At 57.2% G+C, this 25,061-nt stretch carries 24 protein-coding genes; 5 read left to right on the forward strand and 19 right to left on the reverse strand.

The window, feature by feature from the left end:
* Window positions 1-55 precede the first annotated feature (55 nt).
* The 11 genes from B0G52_RS11065 to B0G52_RS11115 all read right to left on the reverse strand — a co-directional run bounded on the left by B0G52_RS11065 (window position 56) and on the right by B0G52_RS11115 (window position 10,336).
* A complete protein-coding gene (locus tag B0G52_RS11065) occupies window positions 56-1,078 on the reverse strand; it encodes an ATP-grasp domain-containing protein (RefSeq protein ID WP_094044143.1) in 1,023 nt (340 codons plus the stop codon).
* On the reverse strand, window positions 1,075-1,890 hold the full coding sequence (locus B0G52_RS11070; RefSeq protein ID WP_094044145.1) for an HAD family hydrolase: 816 nt from the start codon (window positions 1,888-1,890) through the stop codon (window positions 1,075-1,077). Before B0G52_RS11070 ends, B0G52_RS11065 begins: the two co-directional genes overlap by 4 nt.
* A complete protein-coding gene (locus tag B0G52_RS11075) occupies window positions 1,887-3,032 on the reverse strand; it encodes a cysteine protease StiP family protein (RefSeq protein ID WP_094044147.1) in 1,146 nt (381 codons plus the stop codon). Before B0G52_RS11075 ends, B0G52_RS11070 begins: the two co-directional genes overlap by 4 nt.
* Window positions 3,029-4,393, reverse strand: a complete 1,365-nt coding sequence (locus tag B0G52_RS11080) for a phosphoribosyltransferase family protein (RefSeq protein WP_233162586.1) — start codon at window positions 4,391-4,393, stop codon at window positions 3,029-3,031. The genes B0G52_RS11075 and B0G52_RS11080 overlap by 4 nt, the downstream gene beginning before the upstream one ends.
* A complete protein-coding gene (locus B0G52_RS11085) occupies window positions 4,386-5,594 on the reverse strand; it encodes an HpcH/HpaI aldolase/citrate lyase family protein (protein ID WP_094044149.1) in 1,209 nt (402 codons plus the stop codon). The genes B0G52_RS11080 and B0G52_RS11085 overlap by 8 nt, the downstream gene beginning before the upstream one ends.
* A 125-nt stretch (window positions 5,595-5,719) precedes the next feature.
* Window positions 5,720-6,517 (reverse strand): TerC family protein, encoded by a 798-nt coding sequence (locus B0G52_RS11090; RefSeq protein ID WP_094044151.1) that lies wholly within the window; start codon window positions 6,515-6,517, stop codon window positions 5,720-5,722.
* A 46-nt stretch (window positions 6,518-6,563) separates the two neighbouring features.
* Window positions 6,564-7,865, reverse strand: a complete 1,302-nt coding sequence (locus B0G52_RS11095; protein WP_094044153.1) for a TerD family protein — start codon at window positions 7,863-7,865, stop codon at window positions 6,564-6,566.
* Window positions 7,866-7,886: 21 nt separating this feature from the next.
* Complete coding sequence (locus tag B0G52_RS11100; RefSeq protein ID WP_094044155.1) at window positions 7,887-8,468, reverse strand: TerD family protein; 582 nt, start codon at window positions 8,466-8,468, stop codon at window positions 7,887-7,889.
* Window positions 8,469-8,483: 15 nt separating this feature from the next.
* Window positions 8,484-9,062 carry a TerD family protein gene (locus B0G52_RS11105; protein WP_094044157.1) on the reverse strand — a complete coding sequence of 193 codons (579 nt, stop codon included), beginning with the start codon at window positions 9,060-9,062 and terminating at the stop codon, window positions 8,484-8,486.
* Window positions 9,063-9,142: 80 nt separating this feature from the next.
* On the reverse strand, window positions 9,143-9,718 hold the full coding sequence (locus B0G52_RS11110) for a TerD family protein (RefSeq protein ID WP_094044159.1): 576 nt from the start codon (window positions 9,716-9,718) through the stop codon (window positions 9,143-9,145).
* 33 nt (window positions 9,719-9,751) lie between these two features.
* Entirely contained in the window at window positions 9,752-10,336 is a 585-nt protein-coding gene (locus tag B0G52_RS11115; protein WP_094044160.1) for a TerD family protein, read from the reverse strand.
* 277 nt (window positions 10,337-10,613) lie between these two features.
* On the opposite strand from B0G52_RS11115, the gene B0G52_RS11120 reads away from it, so the two are divergent.
* The 4 genes from B0G52_RS11120 to B0G52_RS11135 all read left to right on the forward strand — a co-directional run bounded on the left by B0G52_RS11120 (window position 10,614) and on the right by B0G52_RS11135 (window position 14,875).
* Entirely contained in the window at window positions 10,614-11,102 is a 489-nt protein-coding gene (locus B0G52_RS11120) for a DUF4358 domain-containing protein (RefSeq protein WP_094044161.1), read from the forward strand.
* 6 nt (window positions 11,103-11,108) lie between these two features.
* Window positions 11,109-12,512, forward strand: coding sequence for an MBOAT family O-acyltransferase (locus B0G52_RS11125; protein ID WP_094044163.1), 1,404 nt, complete (start codon window positions 11,109-11,111; stop codon window positions 12,510-12,512).
* Window positions 12,513-12,762: 250 nt separating this feature from the next.
* On the forward strand, window positions 12,763-13,902 hold the full coding sequence (locus B0G52_RS11130) for a DHHW family protein (protein WP_094044165.1): 1,140 nt from the start codon (window positions 12,763-12,765) through the stop codon (window positions 13,900-13,902).
* Window positions 13,903-14,050: 148 nt separating this feature from the next.
* Window positions 14,051-14,875 carry a DUF4358 domain-containing protein gene (locus B0G52_RS11135; RefSeq protein WP_158223663.1) on the forward strand — a complete coding sequence of 275 codons (825 nt, stop codon included), beginning with the start codon at window positions 14,051-14,053 and terminating at the stop codon, window positions 14,873-14,875.
* A gap of 190 nt (window positions 14,876-15,065) precedes the next feature.
* Here B0G52_RS11135 and B0G52_RS11140 read toward each other — a convergent pair whose 3' ends face one another.
* The 6 genes from B0G52_RS11140 to B0G52_RS11165 all read right to left on the reverse strand — a co-directional run bounded on the left by B0G52_RS11140 (window position 15,066) and on the right by B0G52_RS11165 (window position 21,986).
* On the reverse strand, window positions 15,066-15,542 hold the full coding sequence (locus B0G52_RS11140) for a C40 family peptidase (protein WP_094044170.1): 477 nt from the start codon (window positions 15,540-15,542) through the stop codon (window positions 15,066-15,068).
* 354 nt (window positions 15,543-15,896) lie between these two features.
* The gene (locus tag B0G52_RS11145; RefSeq protein WP_094044172.1) at window positions 15,897-16,988 is read right to left on the reverse strand and encodes a cation diffusion facilitator family transporter; all 1,092 of its coding nucleotides are present in this window, start codon (window positions 16,986-16,988) and stop codon (window positions 15,897-15,899) included.
* 176 nt (window positions 16,989-17,164) lie between these two features.
* Window positions 17,165-18,346, reverse strand: coding sequence for an asparaginase (locus tag B0G52_RS11150; RefSeq protein ID WP_094044174.1), 1,182 nt, complete (start codon window positions 18,344-18,346; stop codon window positions 17,165-17,167).
* A gap of 274 nt (window positions 18,347-18,620) precedes the next feature.
* Window positions 18,621-19,508 carry an ROK family protein gene (locus B0G52_RS11155; protein WP_094044176.1) on the reverse strand — a complete coding sequence of 296 codons (888 nt, stop codon included), beginning with the start codon at window positions 19,506-19,508 and terminating at the stop codon, window positions 18,621-18,623.
* Window positions 19,509-19,538: 30 nt separating this feature from the next.
* A complete protein-coding gene (thrC, locus tag B0G52_RS11160; protein WP_094044178.1) occupies window positions 19,539-20,942 on the reverse strand; it encodes a threonine synthase in 1,404 nt (467 codons plus the stop codon).
* A gap of 96 nt (window positions 20,943-21,038) precedes the next feature.
* Complete coding sequence (locus B0G52_RS11165; RefSeq protein WP_233162588.1) at window positions 21,039-21,986, reverse strand: TRM11 family SAM-dependent methyltransferase; 948 nt, start codon at window positions 21,984-21,986, stop codon at window positions 21,039-21,041.
* Window positions 21,987-22,154: 168 nt separating this feature from the next.
* On the opposite strand from B0G52_RS11165, the gene B0G52_RS11170 reads away from it, so the two are divergent.
* Window positions 22,155-22,982, forward strand: a complete 828-nt coding sequence (locus B0G52_RS11170) for a sugar phosphate isomerase/epimerase family protein (protein WP_094044179.1) — start codon at window positions 22,155-22,157, stop codon at window positions 22,980-22,982.
* 48 nt (window positions 22,983-23,030) lie between these two features.
* Here B0G52_RS11170 and B0G52_RS11175 read toward each other — a convergent pair whose 3' ends face one another.
* Together B0G52_RS11175 and B0G52_RS11180 are read right to left on the reverse strand one after the other, a co-directional pair.
* Window positions 23,031-23,687 carry a hypothetical protein gene (locus B0G52_RS11175; protein WP_094044181.1) on the reverse strand — a complete coding sequence of 219 codons (657 nt, stop codon included), beginning with the start codon at window positions 23,685-23,687 and terminating at the stop codon, window positions 23,031-23,033.
* A gap of 95 nt (window positions 23,688-23,782) precedes the next feature.
* Complete coding sequence (locus tag B0G52_RS11180; RefSeq protein WP_094044183.1) at window positions 23,783-25,006, reverse strand: MDR family MFS transporter; 1,224 nt, start codon at window positions 25,004-25,006, stop codon at window positions 23,783-23,785.
* Window positions 25,007-25,061 lie beyond the last annotated feature (55 nt).

Below are 25,061 nucleotides of genomic sequence, written 5' to 3' on the forward strand. Positions count from 1 at the left end.
TTTATGGCTTTCGGCAGCGCTCGTCAATTTTTTATCGTAAGCCGACGGCCCGCCTCTATTTCATGAGGACGGGCAGCTCGAGATAGCTCGCTTTGACGCCAAAGCGAGGAACCGGCTGTTCGAAGGGCTGTCCGAGAATCGATTTTACCGCCAAATACGGCATGTTAACCCCGCTTAGACACGTGATGTACAATCCGCCGGACATGCGCGGATTGATCTCGAGCAGCTTCGGCACGCCCTCGTTGTATTTAACCTGGATGTTGTAGACGAACGGAATGCAGCAGCGTTCCGCCACCCGGGACGCGATCTCCAGCAGCTCCGGCTTGTCCTCCAGCAAGTAGATTCGCCCCGACGATTTGCGGCGAGGTATGGCTGCGATCAGATTGCCGTCGCCGTCCGCCAGGCAGTCGATGCTGACCTCCTCGTCGGGCAGCAGCTCCATCACCATCAATCTCGGGAACCGCTCCACCGCCGACAGCGTCTTGTACGCCTCCTCGAACGGAACGGCCGCGCTCACCCAGCCGTACAGATCGTTCAGCTTATCCTGTTCGCTCCGCTCTCCCTCGATGATCCGGAAGCCCATGCCGCCCTCCGAGTTCGTCGGCTTGAAGCAGACGCGATGCCCGCTTGCGACCAACGCCTCGTATGCCGCCTTGAACTGCTCCGCTGTCTCGGCGACATAGTATTCCGGCAGAGGCACGACGCCCGTCCCGGCCAGGCTTTCGTAGAACAGATCCTTCTCCATCAGACGTTCGAGCAGCTCGATATCGCGGCAGACCATCACCTTCGTGCCGATCTCGTCGAAGCGGCGCGCCTCCTTGGCGATGTCCAGCATATGGAGCCGCGGGATGAAGACGCCGATGTCGTTGCGGCGGCAGAAATCGAGCGCGTAATCGACGTACTCGGCGCCGTCCAGCACCGGCTCCTGCTCTGCGTGGTCGCAGGCTTGCAGCGAAAGATGCCCCGGATCGGGATGAGTCCCGTAGAAGGTAAAGCGCTGGCCGTCCGGATTGTCGCGGATCATGCCGATATAATGATAGACCGAGGAGAACCAGCGGTTAAAATAAATGTTCGTCATCCCGTATGCCCCGCTTCCTTGCGGCAATTGGCCGCGGCTTCCAAAATGTCTTCCGACGCCAGAATGCCGGACCGGCCGGCAAACCGGATGCCCCGTTCGTCCTTGCCCGCGTAATTCCGAAACAGCTCGCCGTGCCCCGGGGCCATCGCTTCGTCCGCGACCCGCAGCATACTTTCGTCCAGCAGGCTGTCGCCGGCCGCGAATACGAACGATGCGCCCGCCAGCTCCTTCACGTAACGGACGGCAGCGCCCTTGCTCACCGGATCGGGCACCAGGTACACTTTGCGCCCCTGCAGCGAGCAATTCCAGCCCATCCGCGCCAGTTCTCCCGCCAGCTCTTCCATCCAGCCGTCCGGAATCTCTTCCCTGTTCACGACAACCGCATAGAACAGTTCGTCGCAGTACCGCTCCTTCAGCACCCAGCTCGCGTCCGCCAGCCGGTCGAACAAAGCCTTCGCTTCTTCGCCCGAAGCCGCCCCGGAACGAACGGCTTGCCGGATCACGCCGTCCCACTGCGCGTCCGTCCGGCCGTCGACCAGCACTCGGCCTCCGTTGCTGACGATCGCGTAGCGGATGCGAATATCGCCCGTCAATCCGTGTATTCTCTCGTATTGCTCGTAAATTCTCGTCGTCGTCGGCACGAAGTCGATCTCCCGGCTCAGCTCCCGAAGCCGCGCGTAGGCGGTACGGGTCATGAAGCTCAAATCCTCGCCCTCGTACTTCTCGACGGGAACGAGCTCGCTCTCTTCCATCGGCCCCATCGAACGGCGAGAGTAAATCAGCGTCTGATCCAGATCGCAGGCGAATATCAAGCGGAGTCCCCCTTGAGCGGCTTAATGATGCCGCAGCACGAATAAGTCAGGCCGGGATATTCCTCGACCGGGACGCCGCGATCCGCTGCCAGCAGCAAAATCGGAGCGAGATTCGGATTGCCCGCGTCGTCCACGAGAATTTTCCAAGGCACCCGGCGCAGCAGCACGCGGGTCGTCTCCCCGACTCCGGGCTTCACCAGGTTGACGTCGGCGATGCCGAATTCCCGCTGGATGCCGCGAATGTCCCGCTCTCCCTGCCAAGTGACCGGGTCGCCGGTCTCCGCAAGCAGACGTTCGGCTTTCGCTTTGGCCGCTTCCCGGACCGATTCGAAATGCGCTTCGATCGTGTCGACGTATTCGTTGGACAGATCGTCTTCCGCCAGCTCGCGATAATATTTCGCTCCGTGGAAATCCTCCGGCCCGATCAGATCGTCGCGCAGAACGGTTCGGCTCACGAGGCCCGACACCGTCGAATTCAAGCAAGCGCTCGGAATGAGGAAATCTTCCCGAGTGCCGAACGTCGCGGAGCAGCAGCCGGGATCGGCCAGAACGGCCAGATCGTCGCTTAGACGAACGCCGTAGCGTTCATAGAAGCTGTCGCACGCCTCGATCAGCACTTTGCGGATGGCGCCTTTGCCGGTCCAGCCGTCGACGAACTGAATGTTTCCCTCCGGATGACGGCGCAGCATGTATTTCAGAGCGTTCTCGTCGATTCCTTTGCCCCGGATGATCGAGATGCTGTAGTGAGGAACGTCGAGCCCGTGGAACGAGTGCAAATAGCGTTTGATCAGCACGCCGATCGGCGTGCCCGCCCGCGCCAGAGACGCGAGCACGACGTTCGCTCCGCGCTTGGCGGCAATCTGCTCCGATACGACGGCGACCGCCTCCGCCACCTTGCCCGCGGTGGCGAGCAGCGTCTCGCGATACAGCCCGATATAGTCGTCCGACGGCCGGTACTCGATCGGCAGCATCTCCGAATAATGCGTTCCGGATTGGATCGCCTCTTCCCGATCTTCCGTGCCGCGCTCCAGCTCGACCGAGCTTAGATCCTTCAATAAAAATACGACGTCCCCCGGCTTATAGCTGCCCATAGGGGACGGTTGAGCGACCTGGCCTTCGTGTACGGACAGAAGCTGCTTCATTCCCCGTCCCTCCGATCGTCTGATGTGCCGAACGAAACCAGGTGAACGACGGGTACGCCAAGCCGGGACAAAGCCCGCTCGAACGACGCGCCCCGCTTCGGATCGTACTCCCGTTCGACGAAGACGAACGCTTCGTCATACTGTCCGGGCTCGACATTGTAAATAAAGTTGGCGACTTCCTCTCCGTCTACCGAATCGTAACGATAAGCGGAGGATACCGCATAGCCCTCCCGGCGCAGCGGATGGATCGGGCTTCTCGTCGTCGACTGGCTGTACACGCCGTCGCCCATTCGCTCGGCGATCCGCATCGGAACGTACATGAATTCCCCCGTTCCGAGACACAGCACCCGGCTGCCCGTTCTATGCGCGGCCAGTTGTTCCGCCGCTCGGGCGACGGAGCGGTCCAGCGCTTCCCCGTCGGCCGCGCTCATGCCGAATCTGCCGGTATGCAGCAGATAGGAGCCAAGCTGCGGCGAACGCGCCCTGTCTTCCGGAGAAGATCCGGCATGCTCGAATAACGGTGAGAGATCGTGGCGGCGTATACGGAAATCCGGCAGCGGCTCGAAGGCATCGCGAGCTTCCTTCGCCCCTTCCTCAAGCGGACTCCCCTTCACCTCGATCTCCCCTTCGATCAATGCCAGGCAGCGAATCCGGATGCCCAGCTCGCGCTCCAGCTCCGCGAAGCGCTCTCGATCCGCGACGGATCGCCAATCGAGCAGACTGGCCACCGCGAAGTCGCGATGCCCGAAAGCCGCGTGCAGCTCGCGGATAATGTTGAGCGCGGTTTTCCCCGTCGTAATCTCGTCGTCGACGAGCACGATGCGAGACGCCTCGCGGAAGACGGACGAATCTTCAACGTAGCACCTGTGCGCGACCGCGTGCGAATGCTCTTCTTCGAAGCGGATCGGCGGGACGAGCCCTCCGATCTCCTCGCGCGTCGTATGCACGAACGTCACATTGCCTTCGAACGCGTCGAACAGACTATGTCCAAGCGCGGTCGCCGTCTCCGCGAAGCCGATGAACAGCGTCGGCTCTTCGATGCGGATTTTGCGCGCCATCAGCTCCCGGTATCCTTCATCCGCCTCTCTTCTGCTCGCGAACATGGCCCGCAAGCGATCCGCTTCCAGCGGAGAAGGGCGCTTCAACGCCTCTTCCGCATACAGGCAGCCCAGCAGCGCTCCCGCCCCCAGCGACGCCGAAGGAACGACCGGGATATGCTTGCCGAGCAGCCTGCTGACGAACAGAAACCCGCGCTTCTTGTTAATGCGCGCCGCCATCCCGAACAGTTGGTCAAGCTCGAGCCCGTACGGATTGGACGTCACGCTGACTTCGACTTCCAATCCGTCGATAATGCTATACAAGCGCCCCCGCCGGCTCGAGGTCGGCGAGCAGGCTGGTGAAGTTATGTTTTTCATGCAGCACCCCGAAAATCTTTGATCGATTCATAATCCGGTTGGACCAGTTCAAATGCGGCTTGATCTCGTTCATCTTGTTGGCGTACTGGCTCTTCATGACGCCGTAATCGCCCTGGCTGTTCGCGATGATGCTCGCCGCGTCGCAGTATTCCTCGTGAGTGACGACGTACATCGCCTGCACCGGCTGAAGATGCGTCGGATGAATGATCGTCTTGCCGATGATGCCGTTCTCCTTGTCGTAAGCCACTTCGCGAATCAGGCCGTCCACGGACCTGTCCAGATAAGACATGCGCAGCTTCAGCCCGTCTTTGCCCATCGCTTCCTGGAACGGCGTCATCCGAAGCTGCGGCTTCAGCACGCGGTCGCTTCTGAAATATTCCCATACCGGTCCGGAAATGACGAAGCCGTCTTCCTGCCGCCCGAACACGTTGATAATGTCCGTCACGCAATCGCGGATGACGCCGATGTCGTAGATCGTCATGTCGGGATTGCGCCGCAATCCGAAAATGCTGGAGAAGTCGGTCGCTCCGATTCTCACGTTAAGCACGTACGGACTGTATCGCTTCAGCAGAGTCTGAATGTCGAGCAGCGCGGACGACCGGCTTTCCCGGTAGATCACTTCCGCCGTCTCGAGAATCGGCATTCCGTACAGCGTCGGCGCATCCGGCCCGACGCTTCCGTTGTACTCCTCCAACAGCCGGAAGTAAGCTTCGCCGATGACGGGCGAGAACTTCGGAAAAGCGAATCCCGTCACCAGGTACAGCCGTTCCTCCAGCAGCGACAACAGCCGCCGCATTTGCTCCGCCGAGCGAACCCGCACGAAGATGAGCGGAAGAGCCGATGACTCGATAAAGCCTTCGATCACGAAGCGATGCAGCTTGTCCAACGTCTCGTACAGATTTCTCTCGGCAAAGTCGACTTGGCTGTCCGCTACCGCGTCCTCCAGGTCGATGACCAAGGACACTAACCCCTTAATTTTCCCGCTTACGACGTCATCCGCGATTCGGGGACGAATCGCGGGCATATACAAGGCGGCGCCCACCGCATAAGCCAAAGTTTCCTTGTCGTCGCGATTGCTGAACTCCGACGGGAGTTGAAGAAATAAATCTTGTTCCTGCTCCGGGGTCAGATAGTCGAAATAGCGCAAGGACCTCACCCTCCTAACCTCTAAATCTCTAATCCTTCAAAATACTTCCAAATCTCTCCTTAAAAAATATCCCCCACGCTCACATGAGGGATATTTCCAAGGGAATGCGACTGCAATCGGTTCGATTAGGACTTGGCGGAAGATTTGGCTTCGGCTTTTCTCCTGATGGCACTGAGGACCATCGTACCGATGAAAATGGCAATCAGCACGGAGAAGAACACGGCATGCGACACATGGAATCCGAAAGCTCCGGCGATCATCTTCGTTCCGATGACGACAATCAGAATAAACGCCGCTTTTTCCAACTCCGGGAACTTCTCGATCAGTTTCAAGAACACTTGGGCAACTCCACGCATCATCAGTACGCCGAGAATACCGCCCAGGAACAGTACCCATACTTCTTCGCTGACTCCGAATGCGGCCAGAACGCTGTCGATGCTGAATGCGATATCCATCATCTCGACGGCGAGTACCGTACGCCAGAAGCCCATTCCTTTGTTTTCAATCTCATGCTCGTCCTCGTCCGGTTTCTTGCCGATGTACGGAATGAGCGGCACTCCGCCCACGCGCGCCAGCTTGAACTGGAGATCGAACAAATTGCTTAACGCAATCCAGAGCAAGTATAGACCCCCGGCAACCTTAATCCAGGTAATCTTGACGAGATACGTCCCGATCCCGATCGCCAGGAAGCGGAAGACGTACGCGCCGACAATTCCGTAGAACAGCGCCTTCTTCTGTTGCTCTTTGGGAAGATGGCGAACCATAACCGCGAGCACGAGCGCGTTGTCCGCGGACAACAAGCCCTCGAGAACGATCAGCGTACCGATAATTCCCCAAGTCGATGGCATCGACAGCACTTCGCCGATATGCTGCCAATCGAAGAAGGTCGCGAAGTTGTCAATAAAGCTTTGCAAAAAATCCATGATGGCCCTCCTGCCGGTTCTAGCTCCGTTAATCTAATCGATTGATTTACTTGCTTCCTCTTGTCCAGCGCAATCCCCAATTGTACGCGACGTCCAGCTTCTGCTGATCGTCGAAAAACTGCACGAGCCTCTCGACGCTGAACGTCTGGTTATTCACGTTGCGAATCATGGCGATGGCGCACAAGCCCTTGCTGTTGTTGTACTCGTCCATCCGCACGATGATATCCGGTCCGCCGGGATACTTGACGGTAACGACGCCGTCCGCTTGCGACCAGTTCGTCACGCCCGAATAGATAAAGGCGAAGATGACGATCCGTTCGATCTCCGAGACCTTCGCCCCGTTGATCCGCAAGTTCTCCCCGCCTTCGAGCGCGCCCGTCCGATCGTCTCCGTCAAGCGCCACGTAAGGCGGCCGTTGGAAATCTCCGAAGGCGTTGCCCAGCGCTTGAACGCCGCCCTTCGTGCCGTCTTTCAGCTCGAAGAGACAGCCGAGGTCCAGGTCGATGCCGGCCGCTGCCTTGAAGAAACCGCCGCCGGACTTCTTGCGATTCCAGTTCAGATTCACAAGAATCTCGCCGAGCGTTCCGGCTTTCTTCTCCAGGTTAATGACGTCGCCCTTCTTCTTCAGCTCGATCTTGTCCAGCCGGACAGGCGGAGCCGCCGGAGGCGGAGAGGACGGAGCTGGCGGAACAGGCGGAACGGACGGAGAAGGAGAAGCTTGTCCAACCGGCGGCTTGGCCGCCTCGGGTTTCGGCGTCGGAGGCGGAGCTGCCGGCGGCTCTTCCCGAACGACGATGCCGAAGCTGCCGCATAGAGCGGCGAGGCCGCCCGAGTAGCCCGATCCGACCGCGTTGAACTTCCATTCGCCGTTGTATCTATATAATTCTCCCACGACGATCGCCGTTTCGACGGGAAATTGATTGCCAAGCTCATATCGGAGCAGCTCGTTGCCCGTCGCTTCGTCGATGATCCGCAAGTAAGCGTCCTTGACGAGAGAGAAATTTTGCCGGCGGGCATCCCCTTCGTAAATCGTCAGCGTGAACGGAATCCGTTCCAGCTCCTGCGGGACGCTTCTCAGGTCGATGCTCACCTGCTCTTGATCCGTCTGGGCGCCGTAGCTCTTCTTATCCTGCCCGAGAATTCGAATCGAGCCTCCGGCTCCGTTGGGATTCGAATAGAAGATCAAATCCTGGTCCGAACGCACCTTGCCGCTTGCCTGCAATACGAAAACCGAAAAATCCAATTCTACGCCGGCGCTGGCTCCCCAGCCCATCCCGACGACGACTCGCGAGATCGGAGTGTTCTTGGTAACGTCTGCTTTCTGGCCTTTAATGATCTTCAGAGACATGCGCTGCGAATCCTCCGTTGTCTACTTGGCATCCAAGCCGTAGTTGTTGGCGAGTGCGGCCAAGCCTCCGGAGAAGCCCGATCCGACCGCTTGGAATTTCCAGTCCGCACCGTGGCGATACAGCTCGCACACGACGACGGCCGTCTCGACGGAGAAGTCTTCCCCCAAGTCGTAGCGAAGAATTTCGCTTCCCGTCTGCTCGTCGACCAACCGCACGAACGCGTTCGAAACCTGACCGAAATTCTGATGGCGGCGTTCGGCGTCGTGAATCGTTACGGTAATGCCGATGCGATGGACATGGTCCGGTATTTTGGTGAAGTCCAGCTTGATCTGCTCATCGTCGCCTTCTCCCTGGCCGTCGCGGTTGTCACCGGTGTGGATAACGGCTCCGCCGTAAGCGGACAAGTTATTGTAAAAGACGAAATCCTCGATGCCGTTCGCCTTGCCGTTGGCGTGAAGCAGGAACGCCGAAGCGTCCAGGTCGAAGTCGTCTCCGCCCGTGTACTTGTTCGTATCCCAGCCCAAGCCGATAATCGCCTTTTTCAGACCCGGGTTCGTCTTCGTCAGATCGATTCTTTGTCCTTTGGACAAGCTGATGGTCATCTGGAATCCTCCTCCCTATACTTGCACTCCGAAGTCCCGGCACAAGCCGGCCAGCCCGTCGCGGTATCCGCTGCCGACGGCGCTGAACTTCCATTCGCTGCCGTGCCGGTAAAGCTCGGCCACGACGACGGCGGTCTCGATCGAGAAATCTTCTCCGAGATCGTAACGGATCAGTTCTTCGTTCGTCGCCTCGTTCAAGACGCGGGCGAAGGAGTTCGCCACCTGACCGAAGTTCTGATTGCGCGCCGCGGCATCGTGAATCGTGATGCAGAAGGAAATCTTCTGGATGTCCGCCGGCACCTGCCCGAGATCGATGACGAGCGATTCGTCGTCCCCGTCTCCTTCGCCGGTCTGATTGTCTCCCGACAATTGGATGGAGCCGTTCGGGTTGGTCTTGTTGTTGTAGAAAATAAAGTCGCTGTCCGAGTTTACCTTGCCGGAGCCGTTCAGGCAGAATGCCGAAGCGTCAAGATCGAACGCGCTGCCTCCGTCGTACTTGTTCGTATCCCAGCCAAGTCCGATTTTGACCTTGGTCAATCCCGGATTGTTTTTCGTCAAGTCGACTTTCTGGCCCTTGGACAAATTAACCGCCATTTCCGCCATGCCTCCTCGTTAATTGGAAAGGGACCGCGATCCGATTGAACAGCGGTCCCCAAAACCGGGGTACTACGGTCTTACATCAATCCGAAATCTTTAACCAAGCCGGCCAGGCCGTCTTTGTATCCGCTGCCGACCGCGTTGAATTTCCATTCCCCGCCGTGACGGTAGAGCTCGCCTACGACAACCGCAGTCTCGACCGAGAAATCTTCGCCCAGGTCGTAGCGGATCAGCTCCGCTCCCGTATCTTCGTTCACAATGCGAACGAACGCGTTCGTGACTTGTCCGAAGTTCTGGCCTCTCTCGGCCGCTTCGTGGATCGTGATGCAGAAAGAGATTTTTTCCACTTCCGCAGGAACGGTCGACAGGTTGACTTTGACTTGCTCGTCGTCGCCGTCGCCTTCGCCCGTCAGGTTGTCGCCGGTGTGCTCGACAGCGCCGTTGGTGCTCTTCAGGTTGTTATAGAAGATGAAGTCTTTCTCGGATCCGGCTTTGCCGGCGCCGTTCAGCAGGAATACGGAAGCGTCGAGGTCGAAATCCTTGCCGCCGTCGTATTTGTTCGTGTCCCAGCCGAGACCGACCAGTACTTTCGTAAGACCAGGGTTTGTTTTCGTCAGATCGATTTTTTGACCTTTGGATAAGCTGATAGACATGTGAGATGACCTCTTTTCTTGGATTTGGATTTATTATTGATAATTTCTTGCCAACAAGTCGACGTGCGCGGCGAAAGAGCCTTCGCCGACCGCGTTAAACTTCCACTCACCGCCGTGGCGGTAAATTTCGCCGACGATCAACGCCGTCTTGCCCGCGTAGTTGTCGGTCAGATTAAACCGGATAAGCTCCTGCTCGTTGGCTTGGTTCAGCACGCGAATGTAGGCCGAGGAGACCAATCCGAAATCTTGCTTACGGTTGACGCAGTCATAGATGTTCACAACGAAAAGAATTTTGTGAACGTGGGACGGAACGCGCGCGAGATCGACGGTAATTTGCTCGTCGTCGCCGTCGCCTTCGCCCGTCCGGTTGTCGCCGGAATGAACGACCGAACCGTCGATGCTCTTCAGATTGTAGAAGCACACGAGGTGCTTGTCGCGAAGCTTGCCGTTCTCGTCGAGCAGCAGCGCGGAAGCGTCGCAATCGATGTCCACCGTTTTTGAACCGAAGAACCCTTTCTTCTTGACCGGGTCCCAACCGAGGCCTACCGTAATTTTGCTTAATCCGGCGTTGCCCTTCGTGAGATCGACTTTCTGTCCTTTCACAAGCGAAATCGTCATGTCTAGCAAGGTCTCCCTTCAAACTCAATTCGGCTGATTGCGCCGGGACCGGATTCTATGAATCTCTCATCCCTCGACTACCTACATTTACGATGTACCGTCAAAAAGGTTTCAACCTAGTCAATTATAAACCAAATAATAACGCGTTTCGATAATCAGAACCTTAAATTCCCGTAAAATCTGGGAAATAAGTCGCAGATGTAACCTTTTTCGCGCCGATTGCGTCAGAGGCAGTGTCGAATTCGCAAAACTACCAACACGACGAGGAGAAGTCACCATGACTAAAAGAATAACACTGTTGCTGATGACCGTACTGATCGGGCTGGCTCTTGCCGCCTGCTCCAATAACGATAAGCCCGCCCTGCCGGAACCTTCGGCCCCGCCCAAGCAAATGGCGGACGAGATGCTGCAGCAGATCGAACAGCCGATGCTGGTCGAACTGGAAAGCGAGATGGTGGAGCAGCTGTACCATCTGGACCCGGCGCTGCTCGAAGACTATACGATCCGGACTCCGATGATGAACGTGAAGACGAACGAGATCGCCATTCTGAAAGTGAAGGACGCCCAGGACGTCGCCGCCGTGGAGGCGGCCGTCAAGCAGCGCGCCGATGACGTTCAGAAGCAATTCGAGACATACCTTCAGGACCAATATGAGAACGCCAAAAATTACAAGCTCGTCGTAAAAGGGAATTACGTGCTGTTCGTCATCTCGGAGAGCGCGGACGATTTCGTCAACGCGTTCGACGGCTTCTTCGCGAAGAAGTAACCGGCGATGGTATTCAGCAGTCTCCTTTTCCTGTTTCTGTTTCTGCCGGTCGTCCTGCTGCTGTACTACTGCTCCCCGTGGAGAATCCGCAATCTGGTGCTGTTTCTGACGAGCCTTGTGTTCTACGCATGGGGCGAGCCGGTCTACATCGTCCTCATGCTCGTGTCCACGCTGACGGACTACGGCTTCGGACGTCTTCTCGACGGTCCGAAGCTCGGGCCGGCGAAGCGAAAAGCGGTCGTGGCCGCGTCGATCGCCGTCAATCTGGCTCTGCTGTCTTACTTCAAGTACGCCGACTTCTTAATCGGCAACCTGAACGGTTGGCTCGGCACGGATATTCCGCTTACCGAACTGGCGCTTCCAATCGGCATCTCGTTCTATACGTTCCAGTCGATGTCCTACATTGTGGACATCTACCGGGGGACGGCGAAGGCGCAGCGGAACTGGATCGACTTCGCCACCTTCGTGGCGCTGTTCCCCCAATTGGTCGCAGGGCCGATCGTGCACTACAAGTCGGTAGCCGAGCAGCTCCGCAGCCGCAAGGTGGACGCCGCGATGTTCGCCGAAGGCGTACGCCGCTTCGTGACCGGGCTGGCCAAGAAGGTGCTGCTCGCGAACAATATCGGGCTGCTCTGGCATACGATCTCGGCCGCCGACGCCGGCACGCTGCCCGTGATGACGGCATGGCTGGGCATTATCGCCTTCGCCTTCCAAATTTATTTCGACTTCAGCGGCTATTCGGACATGGCGATCGGACTCGGCCTGATGTTCGGCTTTCGGTTCAACGAGAACTTCAACAAGCCTTACGCCGCCCAGAGCATCACCGATTTCTGGCGCCGTTGGCACATCTCGCTGAGCACCTGGTTCCGGGACTACGTCTACATTCCGCTCGGCGGCAACCGCAAGGGACTGAGCAACCAGCTGCGCAACATCCTGATCGTCTGGACGCTGACCGGTATCTGGCACGGCGCGAGCTGGAACTTCCTGCTCTGGGGGCTGTACTTCGGCGTCATTCTCATTTTCGAGAAATGGATCGGCTTGTCGCTGCTGGAACGCTCGCCCCGGTGGGTTCGCCATCTGTATGCCGCGCTGCTCATTCTCGTCGGCTGGGTATTGTTCGCGTTCGAAGAGCTGCCGGAAGTCGGCCGATATTTGGCCGCAATGTTCGGTCTGGCCGGCCAGCCTCTATGGAACGGCGAAACGATGTACTTCGCTTACACGAACGCTATTTTGCTGGCTGTGCTGACGGTTGCCGCCCTGCCCTACGGCAAGCTGCGGCGACTGGCGGCGCACGGCCTCGGCGGGACCGGTGATGCACTGCGTCTGGTCTGGTGCGGCGCGCTGTTCCTGCTGTCGGTGTCTTATTTGGTGGATGCGACCTTCAACCCGTTTTTGTATTTTCGTTTTTGATAGGTAGTTCAAAAAGTCCGATTTTGATCACGAAGCATCCCAGGAAGCAGACTCGACATCGAATCTTGAATTCAGCCGGTTCTTCCGGTGCTCACGTAGCTTCCACTACGCTTTACTATCGTTCCTCACACCCGGACTTCATCCAACCTTCCAGGATGCATGGGCGAGCAGTTCGCCGTAAGGCGAACGACCAGCCTTGGTGCTGAAAACCGGACTTTTTGAACATGAATTACAAGGAGGTTAAAGAACTATGAAGCGGATCACGGACCGACTGCTCGTCGGGTCGTTCGCCGGCACGCTGTTCCTCCTGTCCGCAGCTTTCCTGGCTCTGCCGACCGAACGGTTCTCGGAGCTGGAAAACCGCTATTTGCAGCAAATGCCTCGACTCACCTGGGACAATCTGATTTCCAAAAAATTCGCGGACGAGACCGAACGCTTCGTCACCGATCATTTTCCGCTCAGGGCGGACTGGATCGGGGTGAAGTCGGCGGCGGAGCGATTAAGGCTGCAGCAGGAAAACAACAGCATCTACCTGGGCAAGGACGGGTACTTGTTCGAGAAGTTCGCGGAGCCCGATTACAGTAAGATCAATACCTACGCCGAAGCAGTGAAACGCTTTGCCGAGAAGCACCCGGAAGCGGACGTCTCTTTCCTGCTCGCTCCGACCTCGGTCGGGATGTACCCGGAGCGCCTGCCCTGGAAAGCGCCCAACTATCCGCAGGAGAAAGTTAACGCCCATGTGGGCTCGGTTCTCGGGGACAGCGTCGGTTATTTGAACGGCTTTGACTTCCTGCGTCCGCACGCCTCCCAGCCGATCTACTACCGGACGGACCATCACTGGACGACGCTCGGCGCGTACTACGCCTATGCCGCCTACGCCGCGAAGATGGGCTGGACGGCCGCTGCGTTGGACGAGTTCGAGGTCGAGAACGTCAGCGATTCGTTTCTGGGCAGCTTCCATACGCGGGGACAGTTCGGCGGCTTGAATCCGGACATCGTTCAGGCATTCCGGCCGAAGCAGCCCGTCGGCTCGGAGATGTACGTCGCGGACACGGATACGACTTATGAGAGCTTGTACGCGCAAGAGTTCCTGGCGAAAAAGGATAAGTACTCGTATTTCCTCGGCGGAGTCCACGCATTGTCCGTCATTAAGAGCGATTCCGGGAACGCCGATCTGGGCAAGCTGCTCGTCGTGAAGGATTCCTACGCCCATAGCTTTGTCCCTTTCTTGACCAAACATGTATCCGAAATTCACGTCATCGACATCCGCTTCTACAACGGCAGCATTGGCGATTATATGGAAGAGAACGGGATCGATAAAGCTCTGATGCTGTTCAACACAGCGACTTTCGTCGATAACGGCGAAATTTTGAAGCTCGGCAGCAAGTGACGGTCAAATGGTGGGCAAGCGCAGAAAGCAGATCAACGTGAACGGTAAATTCGCAGCGCTTGCCCGCAACATTTTCCGCCCAGGTTCCGTCAGTAATACCGTACGTTATTCAAACATCGAGAATCGAACATCAAGGAGATTGTACCCCATGAAGAAAAGCGCATTGTCATTTCTGTTAGTCACCGCATTGCTCGGAAGCTTGCTGACCGCTTGCTCCGGCAATTCCGATAAGAACAACAGCGTACCGCCTAGCGCCACGAGTTCGGCATCCGCGAGCGCAAGCCCAAGCGCAGAGGCAAGCGAGAGCCCCGAGGCTGACACGAGCCCGGAAGCAAGCGGAAGCGCGGAGGTCGGCGAAAGCCCGAATGCCGAAACGGACGCAAGCCCGAGCGAGTCCTCGGAGCCGAGCACGCAGCCGGAGGCGAGCAAAAAACCGGAAGAAAGCAAGCAGCCCGCTCCCAGCAAGAAGCCTTCCGAACCGAGCAAGAAGCCTGATCCGAGTAAATCCCCGGAGCCAAGCAAGAAGCCCGAACCGAGCAAAAAACCGGAGCCAAGTGAGAAGCCAGAACCGAGCGAGAAACCGGCCGCACCGACCACGGGAGATATCGTCAGCGCCATGCTCGAGCAGGTCGAACAGCCGATGCTCATGGACATGAGCGCGGAACAAATGGAGACCTCCTACGGCATCGATCCGAAGCTCGTCGAAGATTTCACCGTCAAAGCCCCTCTCATGAACGTCAAGACGAACGAAATCGCCGTCTTCAAGGTGAAGAAAGCGAAAGACGTCGCCGCCGTGAAGAAAGGCATGGAGAAGCGCGCGGAAGACGTTCAGAAGATGTTCGAAAGCTACCTTCCGGACCAATACGAGAACGCCAAAAACTACAAAATCGTTACGCAGGGCAACTACGTGCTGTTCCTCATTTCGGAGAGCGCCGACGACCTGGAGAAGGCGTTTAAGGACTCGCTCAAATAGGGAGACGATAACCGATTCTTTAGAACAACGCCCTCCGTTTGAGCGCGATTCGGAGGTTGATAACCGATTCTTTAGAACAATGCCCTTCGTCCGCATGCAAAAGTCTCTCCATCGAGCGTTTCGTTTGCTTGTATATGCAAATCGCACAAAAAAAACCATCCCGCGAAGGATGGTTTTTCATTTTTGACGATTAGAGCACGCGGCGAGCCGTTACGTAGGCTTTCGTCCAATAGCTCGTATTCATGCTGGAGACGGTTACTCCCTGGCTGCTGCTGGCGTGGAGCATTTTGCCTTCTCCGGCGTAGATGGCGACGTGACTGATTCCGCTGCCTCCCGTTTTGAAAAACAGAAGATCGCCGACGCTCAAATACGCTTTATCGACCTTCTCGCCTACCGAAGCTTGTGCGGACGAAGTCCGGGGCAGGGAAATTCCGGCTTGCTCGAACACGTACTGGACGTAAGAGGAGCAATCGAATGCGGCGGTCGAGCCGGCCGTGGCTCCGAATTTGTATGGCGTACCGATATAGTCTTTGCCGAAGGACAGCAAGTTTAACGACTCGGGCGTAGCCGCGCTCGCTTGGGAAGAAGTTCCGATCGCCGTCCCGAACAATCCCGTTACCGCCAAGCCGCACGCAAGCACCCATTTTATCGCAAGTTTGTTTTTCATGTTTAAGTAAATCCTCCCGGGCATCTCTGGTTGCATCGAACCGTCGTTGTCGGGATTAACTATAACATAACCGTTTTTTCCGATATTTTTCCAAAGAGAAAAGAATAGCCGTTATCCGGGGGATTTTAAGCTTTTCTTAAAAAACGGTTAGAAAACGTTAATTTTGTTACAACTACATTCCGAACAGGTTATATACCCCGCTTAGTCCCTTTCGAATCACGTCGATACCGACGGGTGATCCCCGAATCTCGCCCTCCCCAGCAAGCTGTCCCAAATGGCAGATTGCCCGAGCAAACACACCGTCTCTCTCTGCTTCTCCCCAGGCGACAATCCGCTCCGACGGCTTCGCTTCGGCTACACCTTCAGCTCCATATGCCGGATCTCCGACGTCTCGATCTGGATCGTGGCGTGCTGGATTTTGAATTTCTCCTCGATCGTCTGAATAGCCTGCTGCAAAATGCTTTGCTGATCCGAGGCGTCCTCGACAAGCAGATGGCAGCTTAACGAATCCATTCCCGAAGTAATCGTCCAGATGTGCAGATCGTGGACGTCGAGAACGCCCGGGATACCGGTTAGCGCCGACTTGACCGCGCCTTGGTCGATCGTCGCCGGGGTTCCCTCCATTAGAATGTGGACGGTGTGCTTGATGACGCTCCAGGCGCTTCTCAGAATGAGCAGCGAGACGAGCACGCTGATGATCGGATCCGCGACGTACCAGCCGAAGGCGAGCATGACGATCCCGGCGACGATGGCGCCGACGGAACCCAGAGCGTCTCCGAGCACGTGCAGATAGGCGCTTCTAAGGTTCAGGTTGTTTTTGACGTCTCCTTTGCGCATTAACGCGAGCGCGCTGAGCAGGTTGGCGACGAGTCCGACGGAGGCAATCAGCAGCATGGACAGGCTCGACACTTCCGGAGGCGCGGAGAAACGTTCATAGGCTTCCCACATAATGAATCCGGCGATGACGAACAGAGTTACGCCGTTGAACAGCGCAGCCAAAATCTCGAACCGATAGAAGCCGTACGTCTTGTTCGGAGATGCCGGTCTGGCCGCGAACCAGAACGCGACCAGGCTCAGCGCCAGAGCGCTGGCGTCGCTCAGCATATGGCCGGAATCCGAGAGCAGCGCAAGGCTGTTCGTGACGAGACCGCCGACAAACTCCAACACCATGATGCCCGCGGTGATGATAAGCGCGATTGTTAAGCCCTTTTTGTTCCCGTCGCGGTTGCCGTCGAAGTGGTGATGGCGGCCTCCGATGCCGTGATGATGTCCGTGATCGTGATGATGGCCGTGCCCATGATCGTGCGGGTGGTTGTCATGATTATGTTCATGTTCGTGGTCATAATGATTATGATCGTGATTTTGATTGTGGCCATGATCGTGCGAGTGGTTGTCATGATTATGATTGCGGCCAGCATGATTGTGATCGTGCGTGCGGTTGGACATATTCCATCCCTCATTCCACAACATATGAATACTTGCTCATATATTATAATGTTGCAGAAAGAAACATTTGTCAATAGGCTTCCCGACGACAGCCCGATCTATTTAGACGCGAAAAGAGCCCCGAACACCGCTTCGCAGCGGAATTCGAGACCCCTTCCAGAAAACCGGAATATTTGTCAGGATGCCAGCTTGGAGCCGTCGATGTCCTGCGTTCCTACGCCTTCGAACCATCCTTTGATGGTCTCGAAATCGTCGGAGAACGCCAGCGCGAGAATAAGCAGAATGCGAGCGTGCTGGGCGTTCAGGCTGTCGCCGGCGATAATTCCTTCGCCGCCGCCATACATCGTGCCAGAGCCCGTGCGAGTCGTCGTGACGAAGATAACGCCTTTGCCGATCGCTTCTTTACGCGCTTCTCCCATCAGCGACGAGATGCCGCCCGCGCCCGTTCCGGCTGTGACGATGCCTTTGGCTCCGTCGGCCACCAGACCGCGGATAGCGCCTCCGGTCATCTCTTGCCCGTTGTAAGCGATGCCTACGATCGGCAAATCCTTCTTGGCGATTTTCTTCAGGTCGAACGGCGTCTTCCAGTCTTCTTTTCCCGCTTTCAGCGCCCGCGCCGGAGCGCGGTAGATGCGAATTTCTTCATCGATGTATCCCAGCGCGCCCATGATCGGCGTCTGGAACGTATCCATGCGGTGGGCGTTCGATTTCGTGACGTCGCGTACCGCATGAATCATGTCATTGAGCATCAGGACGGTTCCGAACCAAGTCGTCTTCCCGCTGCCCGCCAGCTTGATCGCGTTATACAGGTTGGCCGGACCGTCCGTACCGATGACATCCCAAGGCCGCATCGCCCCCGTGATGACGACCGGCTTCTCGCTCTGTACCGTCAGATCAAGGAAGTACCCGATCTCCTCCATCGTGTCCGTTCCCGTCGTTACGACAACTCCGTCGTAAAGCTTCAGAGCCTGGTCGACGACCAGTGACAGATCGTACAGATCGGCGATGGCGTAGCCGCCGGAGCCTTTGTTGCCGAACTGGTAGACCGAGACGTCGGCGATTTTGTTTTTGTCCGGAAGCTGCTTCACCAGATCTTCCATCAGGAACGTTCCTGCTCTGTAATTCTGGAAGCTTGTTTCGTCGGCCGCTTTGCCGGCCAGCGTACCGCCCGTAGCAATAACCATGACGTTAGGAAGAGGAGAAGATTTGAAGGCGAAAGGGACAGGAGGAATTTTAACCTCGGAAGATGCGGAAGCAGCCGGCGCATCGGCGGCGAAAGCGGCATTCATCCCCGTTACGAGAAGCACCAGAGCCAGAAGCGAGACCGAGATTTTGCGAAAAACGGATGAAGAAGACATGTTTGTAACCTCCTATGTAAGATTAATTCTTTGTTGATAATCAAATCATAAGTTTATGTTATATTTTATTACAAACCCTCATTCCCCGTGTTAAAGCGAATTCATCATATTTTCTCTCGATTTCTCTATTCCCTTCTCCCTACATCGTCGTTTTTCTTTTTCAATAATGTTAGTTAATATTACGTATAAATGACATAAAACATCGAATATTCACTTCTAAACATAAAAATAGAGGCCAACCCTCTCGGGTTGACCTCTAACGTCCCCAAACTTTCTACTTCCGCGACTCTTCGAACGCACGAAGACCGAGCGCGATCGAGCCGCACAGGCCGGCGTTGTCGCCAAGACCCGGAGGCACGATATACGCGTCGATGCCGTCCGGCTCCAGCGCCGGCGAAGCGACGTAACCCTTCAGTCCGCTGCGAACCTGCTCGCGAATGAGCGGGAACAGCTGCAACTGGTGCATGACGCCGCCGCCGAGAATGATCTTCTTCGGGGACAGCAGCAAAATTGCGCTCACGAGCGCTTGCCCGATATAGAACGCCTCCATCTCCCACGCCGGGTGATCCGCAGGCAGCTCGCTGCCTTTCACCTTCCACCTGGCTTCGAGAGCCGGCCCCGCGGCCATGCCTTCCAAACAATCGCCGTGATACGGGCATTTGCCCTCGTACGTATCGTCTGGATGCCGTCTCGTCAGCACGTGGCCGCCTTCCGGGTGCACGAGCCCGTGCACCATGTTGCCTTCGGCATAGACACCGACGCCGACGCCCGTGCCGATCGTGTAGTACAAGCAGCTATCCAACCCTTTGGCCGCGCCCCAAGTCGCCTCGCCGAGCGCCGCCGCATTCACGTCCGTATCCCAGCCGATCGGGACATCGAGCACCTTCTTCAGCTCCGGCAGCACCGGATAGTTCGACCATCCCGGCTTCGGGGTCGTCGTCACATAGCCATACTGAGCGCTTTCGCGGTCGATATTGATCGGTCCGAACGACCCGATGCCGATCGCCTCCACCTGCTTGTCCCGGAAATACGCCTCTACCTGCGCCAGCGTCTTCTCCGGCTGTTCCGTCGGAAAGCTGATCCGATCGAGAACTTCCCCTTTTTCATTGCCGATTCCGCACACGAACTTCGTCCCGCCCGCTTCTACCGCTCCGATAAGCAATCCATTTTCCCCCGTTTCGTTGTTGTCGGTCTAGCCGTCCACTCGATAAAAGTCCACCAACAGCGCCGCGACCGCAGCTTCCGAATTGTCGACGTCGACTTGCCGCTGCGGCTTGTCGAACAGCTCGGAGATCCGCTCCGGGAATTCCTGCTCGATACCGATCAGCTTGATCGCCTCGTCGAACTTCGCCGGATGCGCCGTCGCCAGCGAGACGAAGACGCCGTCGCTCTTGTTGCCCGCGCGCTCATATGCCGCCACGCCGCAAGCCGAATGGGGGTCCAGCAAATAGCCGTGCTCTTCCTTATACTTGCGGATCGTCTCCAGACACTCCTCGTTGGACACGCTGTAGGCCGACAGATCGCGCTGAATGCGCGCGACTTCTTCCTCAGTAAAGGTAAGCTGGCCCTCCGCCTTGAACCGATCCATCCGTGCCGTGACCTCTGCGGAATCTTCGCCGAGGAAGCAGTACAGATAACGCTCGAAATTGCTCGCGATCTGAATGTCCATCGACGGGCTGTGCGTGCTGCGGAAGCCTTCCGGCTTGTACACGCCTTCGCGGATGAACCGCTCCAGAATGTTGTTTTCGTTCGTCGCCAGCAAGAGCTGTTTGATCGGAACACCCATTTTCTTGGCCAGATAGCCGGAGAAAATGTTGCCGAAGTTGCCCGTCGGCACACTGACGTTGACGCCGTTCGCCCGAGCCTCTGCCGGCAGCTTCAAGTAAGCGTAGAAATAGTACACCGCCTGCGCCAAAATGCGCACGAAGTTAATCGAGTTGATCGCCCGAAGGTGATACTTGGTCTTAAACGAGACGTCGGCGAACAGATCCTTGATAATGCGCTGGCAATCGTCGAAATTGCCTTCCACGGACAGGTTCAGCACGTTGTCGTCCTGCACCGTCGTCATTTGCAGCTCCTGCACCCGGCTGACCTTGCCGTTCGGGTGCAGAATGCAGATCTGAATGCCTTCCTTGCCGCGAACGCTGCTGATCGCCGAAGCTCCCGTATCGCCCGAGGTCGCGCCGAGAATGTTGATCACTTCGCCGCGCTTCTTCGCCACGTAAGCGTACAGATTGCCCATAAACTGCAAGGCGACGTCCTTGAACGCGAATGTCGGACCGTGGAACAGCTCCATGACGCTCAGCTCGTCGTTGATCTTCTTCAGCGGCAGAACGTCGGGGCTCGTGAATCCGGCGTAGCTGTCTTCGATCAGCTTGCGCAGATCCTCGTCCGGAATTTCTCCGTTCGTATATAAGGAAAAGACGTTAAACATCACTTCCGGGAAGGACAAGCCCGACCAGGCTTGCAGCTGTTCTTCCGCAATGGCCGGAATCGTCTCGGGAACGATCAGCCCCCCGTCTTCGCCCAGTCCCATCAGGAACATATCGATAAAGCCGATCGGCGCGACTTTCCCTCTCGTGCTTATATACTTCATATTCGGTTTTCTCTCCTTGACGCCAAGATGGCCTGGCCTAATATTCTTCATCCATTGTGGACGAAAGCGGCCATAATTTCAATAAGCTGTTCGCGGTTATTCACAGACGAGCACTTGCCGGGAAAATCGGTTGCCCTTATTCACCGCACAACGGTCTCGTATCTCGAACCCGGCTTCCCGGACGAACGAATCCATCTCCTCGATCGTAACGACGACGGCTCTGGAAGCGAAACGTCTGGCGCTGCGCATCATCTCCGCCTTCTCGGAGTCGGAGAGAACGGAACACAGATTGTAAGGCATATCGATGATCGCGACATCGAACCGTTCCTCGATCTCCCTCATATCGCCGAGCGTTACGGAAGACGGAGAACCGTAGCCGTAATAAGCCAAATTTTCCCGCGCGCCGAGAGCAGCCAGAGGATTGACGTCCCTTCCGACGATGTCGACGCCCAGCGACATCGCCTCCAGCAGCACCGTTCCGATGCCGCAGCACGGATCGATCGCGCGCACGCCTGCCGTGCGCGGCACTGCGATGTTAACGACCGAGCGGGCGACGCGGTTGCTTAACGCCGTTGAATATTGACGGGGTTGATCGCGATGCTTCATCCAATCTGTATTCCCGCGCCGCAGCTCTCCGAACACCCAACGGCCGCCGAATCGGGCGAAGCCGAATTCCCGCTCCGGACTGCGCATGTCCGCCCGGCCGCGAATTCGAAATCCGACCTCCCGTTCCAGCTCGCGCTTAAGGGCGTAATCGAAGCGCCCTTGCTCTTCCGGGTCGTCGTTATCGATCGCCGACACTTTGAACGTCCGCCCGTCCAGTTCCACGCGAGCCCCCGCCAATTCGGCCAACTCCGCCAGTTCGTCGCTTTCGCACAGGACTCGAATTCGATTTTTAATGAAAGGGCTGCGACCGGGCTCGACCTCTTCCCGGCTCCCGATCAGATTATTCCGGCAATCCGCTCCCAACAAACAACGCATCTCGAGCAAGCATAAGCCGCGCTCCTCTTCGGTGGAAGCAATCGCATACAGGTAGTCCGCCAACTTCTATCCTCGTCCTTTTCCAATATCGTCATCTTCTATTGTAGAACGAATTTCCTCTCCAAGCCAAAATACGAGACAACATCGCCACAATCGCCATTGGAATGCCGCAGCGAAAAGGGCTACGATAAGATCAGCAACCAAGCCGAACCGTTATGGAGGAATGTCCGCATGTCCTATCTATCCGTCAGCACCTGGAGCTTGCATCGCCTGCTCGGCCCTCTTCGCTGGACGTCATGGGACGCCGAGAACGGCGAACACCGCACGCACGAACAGCCTCAGCCGCAAGTCCATTCGCTTCTGGAATTGCCCGGCGAAGCCGCGCGCAGAGGCTACGCCGCCGTGGAGGTATGCCACTTTCATTTCCCGTCCGTCGAAGTTTCTTATCTTGCGCAGCTGCCTCAGGCCTTCGCCGAAGCCGGCGTGTCCTTCGATACGCTGCTGCTTGACTACGGCGATCCGTCGGCAACGGATGAAATCCGGCAAGCCGCCGACGTCAAGCTGTTCCGCGAATGGATCGACGTCGCCTCGCAATGCGGCGCGAAGCGGATTCGCATCGTAGCGGGAGAAGCGCAGCCGACCGATGAGCAAGCGATCCTCAGATCCGCCCAAGCGCTGCGGGAGCTGGCCGAGTATGCGTCCGCTCGCGGAGTGCGAGTCGTTACGGAAAACTTCAAGGCGTTGACCTCCACCGGCGAGAGCAGCGTCAAGCTGCTGAACTCGGCGGGCGACGGCGTCGGCATGATTACCGACTTCGGCAACTACAAGGGCGAGACCAAGTACAGCGAGATCGCGATGACCGCGCCGCGCAGTTCGTCCGTGCATGTCAAACCCGCCTACGACGAGAACGGCATACCCGACGAAGCCGAATTGATTCGATGCCTCGAAGCCGTCCGGGGGACGGGCTACGATGGGGCGTTCGTCCTGATCTACGACGGCCCGGGAGATATGTGGGAAGGGCTCGAGCGGGTGAAGCGAATCGTCGCTCCGTACGTATAAAGGAATAAGAGCCCCTGCGCCGGACGATTCCGGCGCGGGGGCTCTTCCTTATTCGACGACGATCTTGACCGCGCTCGTCTGACCCGGGTAGGATTGGTTGACCAGCCCTGTCGTCCAGGCTCTCGCCTCTTTGCCCACGAGCGAGTCGTCGACGTCAAGCTCCTCCCGTCCGTCGCCGGACAACAATTTTCCATCGGCGGTCAAGCCGACCCAGAACGCTTCCGGGTCGTCCATGTTGCCGTTTTTCTTGTTTTCGTTCACGATCAGCACCCGTTTTCCGTCGACAGATTCGATTTTGCCGACGACGGCAGGCTCGCCCTCGCAGCATTCCCGCACCGTAATATCCACCGGAAACGGCTCGCCGGCCAACTCGAACAAACTCGCCTTGAACGCCTCGATGTCCGCCTCCGTCGGCGCTCTCTCGAACTCCCCGTAAGGACGAACTTCCATATGGACGGCATCCTCGGTCGAATAGACGAATTGCAGCTCCAGCGCATGCTTCTCCCGCAATTCTTCCCATTGCCCGGTCAGTGTGTCTTGGATCGCTTGCAGCCCCGTCGATGAAGGCGACGGAATGTCCAGCGGCATCGACGACGCAACGGGAGACGGTGAAACAGGCGCAGCGGCAGCCGGATTATCGTCCGGCGCCCGAGCTCCGCAACCGCTTAAGAGAGCCGCCAACAGCACCACGATGAGTTTCTTCATATCTTCTGCAACCTCCTCCGCCGTTGAAAGTCTATTTTCCAATTAAACGGAAAATAAGGCGAAAAGGTTGCACTCGACGCCGGAAGATCGCCGCGTCATTTCCCTGCCAGGATGGACGCCAGCTTGCGCTCTCCCCTCGCGTAGAACACGATCGCGCTGACCGCGACGACCGCCATCGTCAGGAACAGCACGGTGCCGTTATAGCCGCTCAGCAGCATTCCGCCGATCCACGGGCCGAGAAAATGGCCGAGGCTGGAGAACGACTGCGCCCCGTAGTACGCGCCTCTCATGCCGTCTGGAGCGATCCGATCCGTGAGCATGTTGCCTGCGGGGAAGGTCAGCATTTCTCCGAAAGTGAATACGATCATCGAGAGAATAAACGTTGTCCAGCCGCTCGACAATCCGAATCCGACGTTGCCGAGGGCATAGAAGACGACGCCGATCGTGAGCACCGTCAGCGGCTTCAGTCCGTCGGCCCATTTCGTGAATGGAACCTGCAGGGCGACGACCGTCACTGCGTTGACGCTCATCATGACCGCGAACATGGCGACCCCGTCGGCGAACTTGCCCCCGACGTACTGGGACAGCGTAACCGTCATCTGCGAATAGCCGATTGCGGTCACGACGCCTCCGAGCAAATAGTACCGAAGCACGATATCGCGCCTCACGACGTTCCACACCGACGCGAACGTGTTGACCGCTTTATTTTCCCCCTCGATCTTGCGGATTCCGAACTTGTTCAACAACAGATATAACGACAAAGCATATGCCCAGTAGATGCAACCGGTGATATAAAAAGGAAGCGTACTGTCGAGAGCGGCGAACAGAGCGCCAAGCAGCGGCCCTACGGCAACCCCGATATTAATGGCGAGATAACGCAGCGAGAATACTTTGAACCGTCTCTCCTTATCCGTCAGATCGGCCATCAGCGCCTGGGACACCGGTTCGTAGAACGAACGGCACAAGCCGTTGAGCAAGCTGAGCAAGAAAAACAGCGCCACGCTGTCGGACATCGCGAACCCGAGAAACACGACTCCCCATCCAACCAACGCCCCAAGCAAAATCAACCGTCTTCCGAACAAATCGGACAATGTGCCGCCGATAAACCCGCCCGCCATCCCGGCCAGCGATCCCGCTCCGATAATGGCTCCGATCATAACCGCGCCGACGTCCGTATGCTTCGCCAAATAGATCGCCAGAAAAGGCAGGCTCATCGAGGAAGCCAACCGGGCAAGAATCGTGCCCAGCAGCAAGGAATGGACGATAGGGTGGTAGGCTCGGCCGAATTCCAGGATGCTGTTGGTCCATTTGTTTGTCATGTTCGGCCACTCCCAATCATTTGTTTCATCTGATGAAACCTGGTTTCATAAAATA

It is taken from the genome of Cohnella sp. SGD-V74 (assembly GCF_003001675.1).
In the GTDB taxonomy this organism is placed as follows: domain Bacteria; phylum Bacillota; class Bacilli; order Paenibacillales; family Paenibacillaceae; genus Cohnella.

Bases quoted from the DNA above. Each gene is read 5' to 3' on its own strand.
- B0G52_RS11180 (WP_094044183.1), bottom strand. From the start codon at position 25,006: ATGACAAACAAATGGACCAACAGCATCCTGGAATTCGGCCGAGCCTAC.
- B0G52_RS11105 (WP_094044157.1), bottom strand. From the start codon at position 9,062: ATGGCGGTTAATTTGTCCAAGGGCCAGAAAGTCGACTTGACGAAAAAC.
- B0G52_RS11090 (WP_094044151.1), bottom strand. From the start codon at position 6,517: ATGGATTTTTTGCAAAGCTTTATTGACAACTTCGCGACCTTCTTCGAT.
- B0G52_RS11095 (WP_094044153.1), bottom strand. From the start codon at position 7,865: ATGTCTCTGAAGATCATTAAAGGCCAGAAAGCAGACGTTACCAAGAAC.
- B0G52_RS11135 (WP_158223663.1), top strand. From the start codon at position 14,051: ATGAAGAAAAGCGCATTGTCATTTCTGTTAGTCACCGCATTGCTCGGA.
- B0G52_RS11065 (WP_094044143.1), bottom strand. From the start codon at position 1,078: ATGACGAACATTTATTTTAACCGCTGGTTCTCCTCGGTCTATCATTAT.
- B0G52_RS11100 (WP_094044155.1), bottom strand. From the start codon at position 8,468: ATGACCATCAGCTTGTCCAAAGGACAAAGAATCGATCTGACGAAGACG.
- B0G52_RS11140 (WP_094044170.1), bottom strand. From the start codon at position 15,542: ATGAAAAACAAACTTGCGATAAAATGGGTGCTTGCGTGCGGCTTGGCG.
- B0G52_RS11170 (WP_094044179.1), top strand. From the start codon at position 22,155: ATGTCCTATCTATCCGTCAGCACCTGGAGCTTGCATCGCCTGCTCGGC.
- B0G52_RS11125 (WP_094044163.1), top strand. From the start codon at position 11,109: ATGGTATTCAGCAGTCTCCTTTTCCTGTTTCTGTTTCTGCCGGTCGTC.
- B0G52_RS11120 (WP_094044161.1), top strand. From the start codon at position 10,614: ATGACTAAAAGAATAACACTGTTGCTGATGACCGTACTGATCGGGCTG.
- B0G52_RS11130 (WP_094044165.1), top strand. From the start codon at position 12,763: ATGAAGCGGATCACGGACCGACTGCTCGTCGGGTCGTTCGCCGGCACG.
- B0G52_RS11175 (WP_094044181.1), bottom strand. From the start codon at position 23,687: ATGAAGAAACTCATCGTGGTGCTGTTGGCGGCTCTCTTAAGCGGTTGC.
- B0G52_RS11145 (WP_094044172.1), bottom strand. From the start codon at position 16,988: ATGTCCAACCGCACGCACGATCACAATCATGCTGGCCGCAATCATAAT.
- B0G52_RS11075 (WP_094044147.1), bottom strand. From the start codon at position 3,032: ATGAAGCAGCTTCTGTCCGTACACGAAGGCCAGGTCGCTCAACCGTCC.
- thrC (WP_094044178.1), bottom strand. From the start codon at position 20,942: ATGAAGTATATAAGCACGAGAGGGAAAGTCGCGCCGATCGGCTTTATC.
- B0G52_RS11150 (WP_094044174.1), bottom strand. From the start codon at position 18,346: ATGTCTTCTTCATCCGTTTTTCGCAAAATCTCGGTCTCGCTTCTGGCT.
- B0G52_RS11110 (WP_094044159.1), bottom strand. From the start codon at position 9,718: ATGTCTATCAGCTTATCCAAAGGTCAAAAAATCGATCTGACGAAAACA.
- B0G52_RS11115 (WP_094044160.1), bottom strand. From the start codon at position 10,336: ATGACGATTTCGCTTGTGAAAGGACAGAAAGTCGATCTCACGAAGGGC.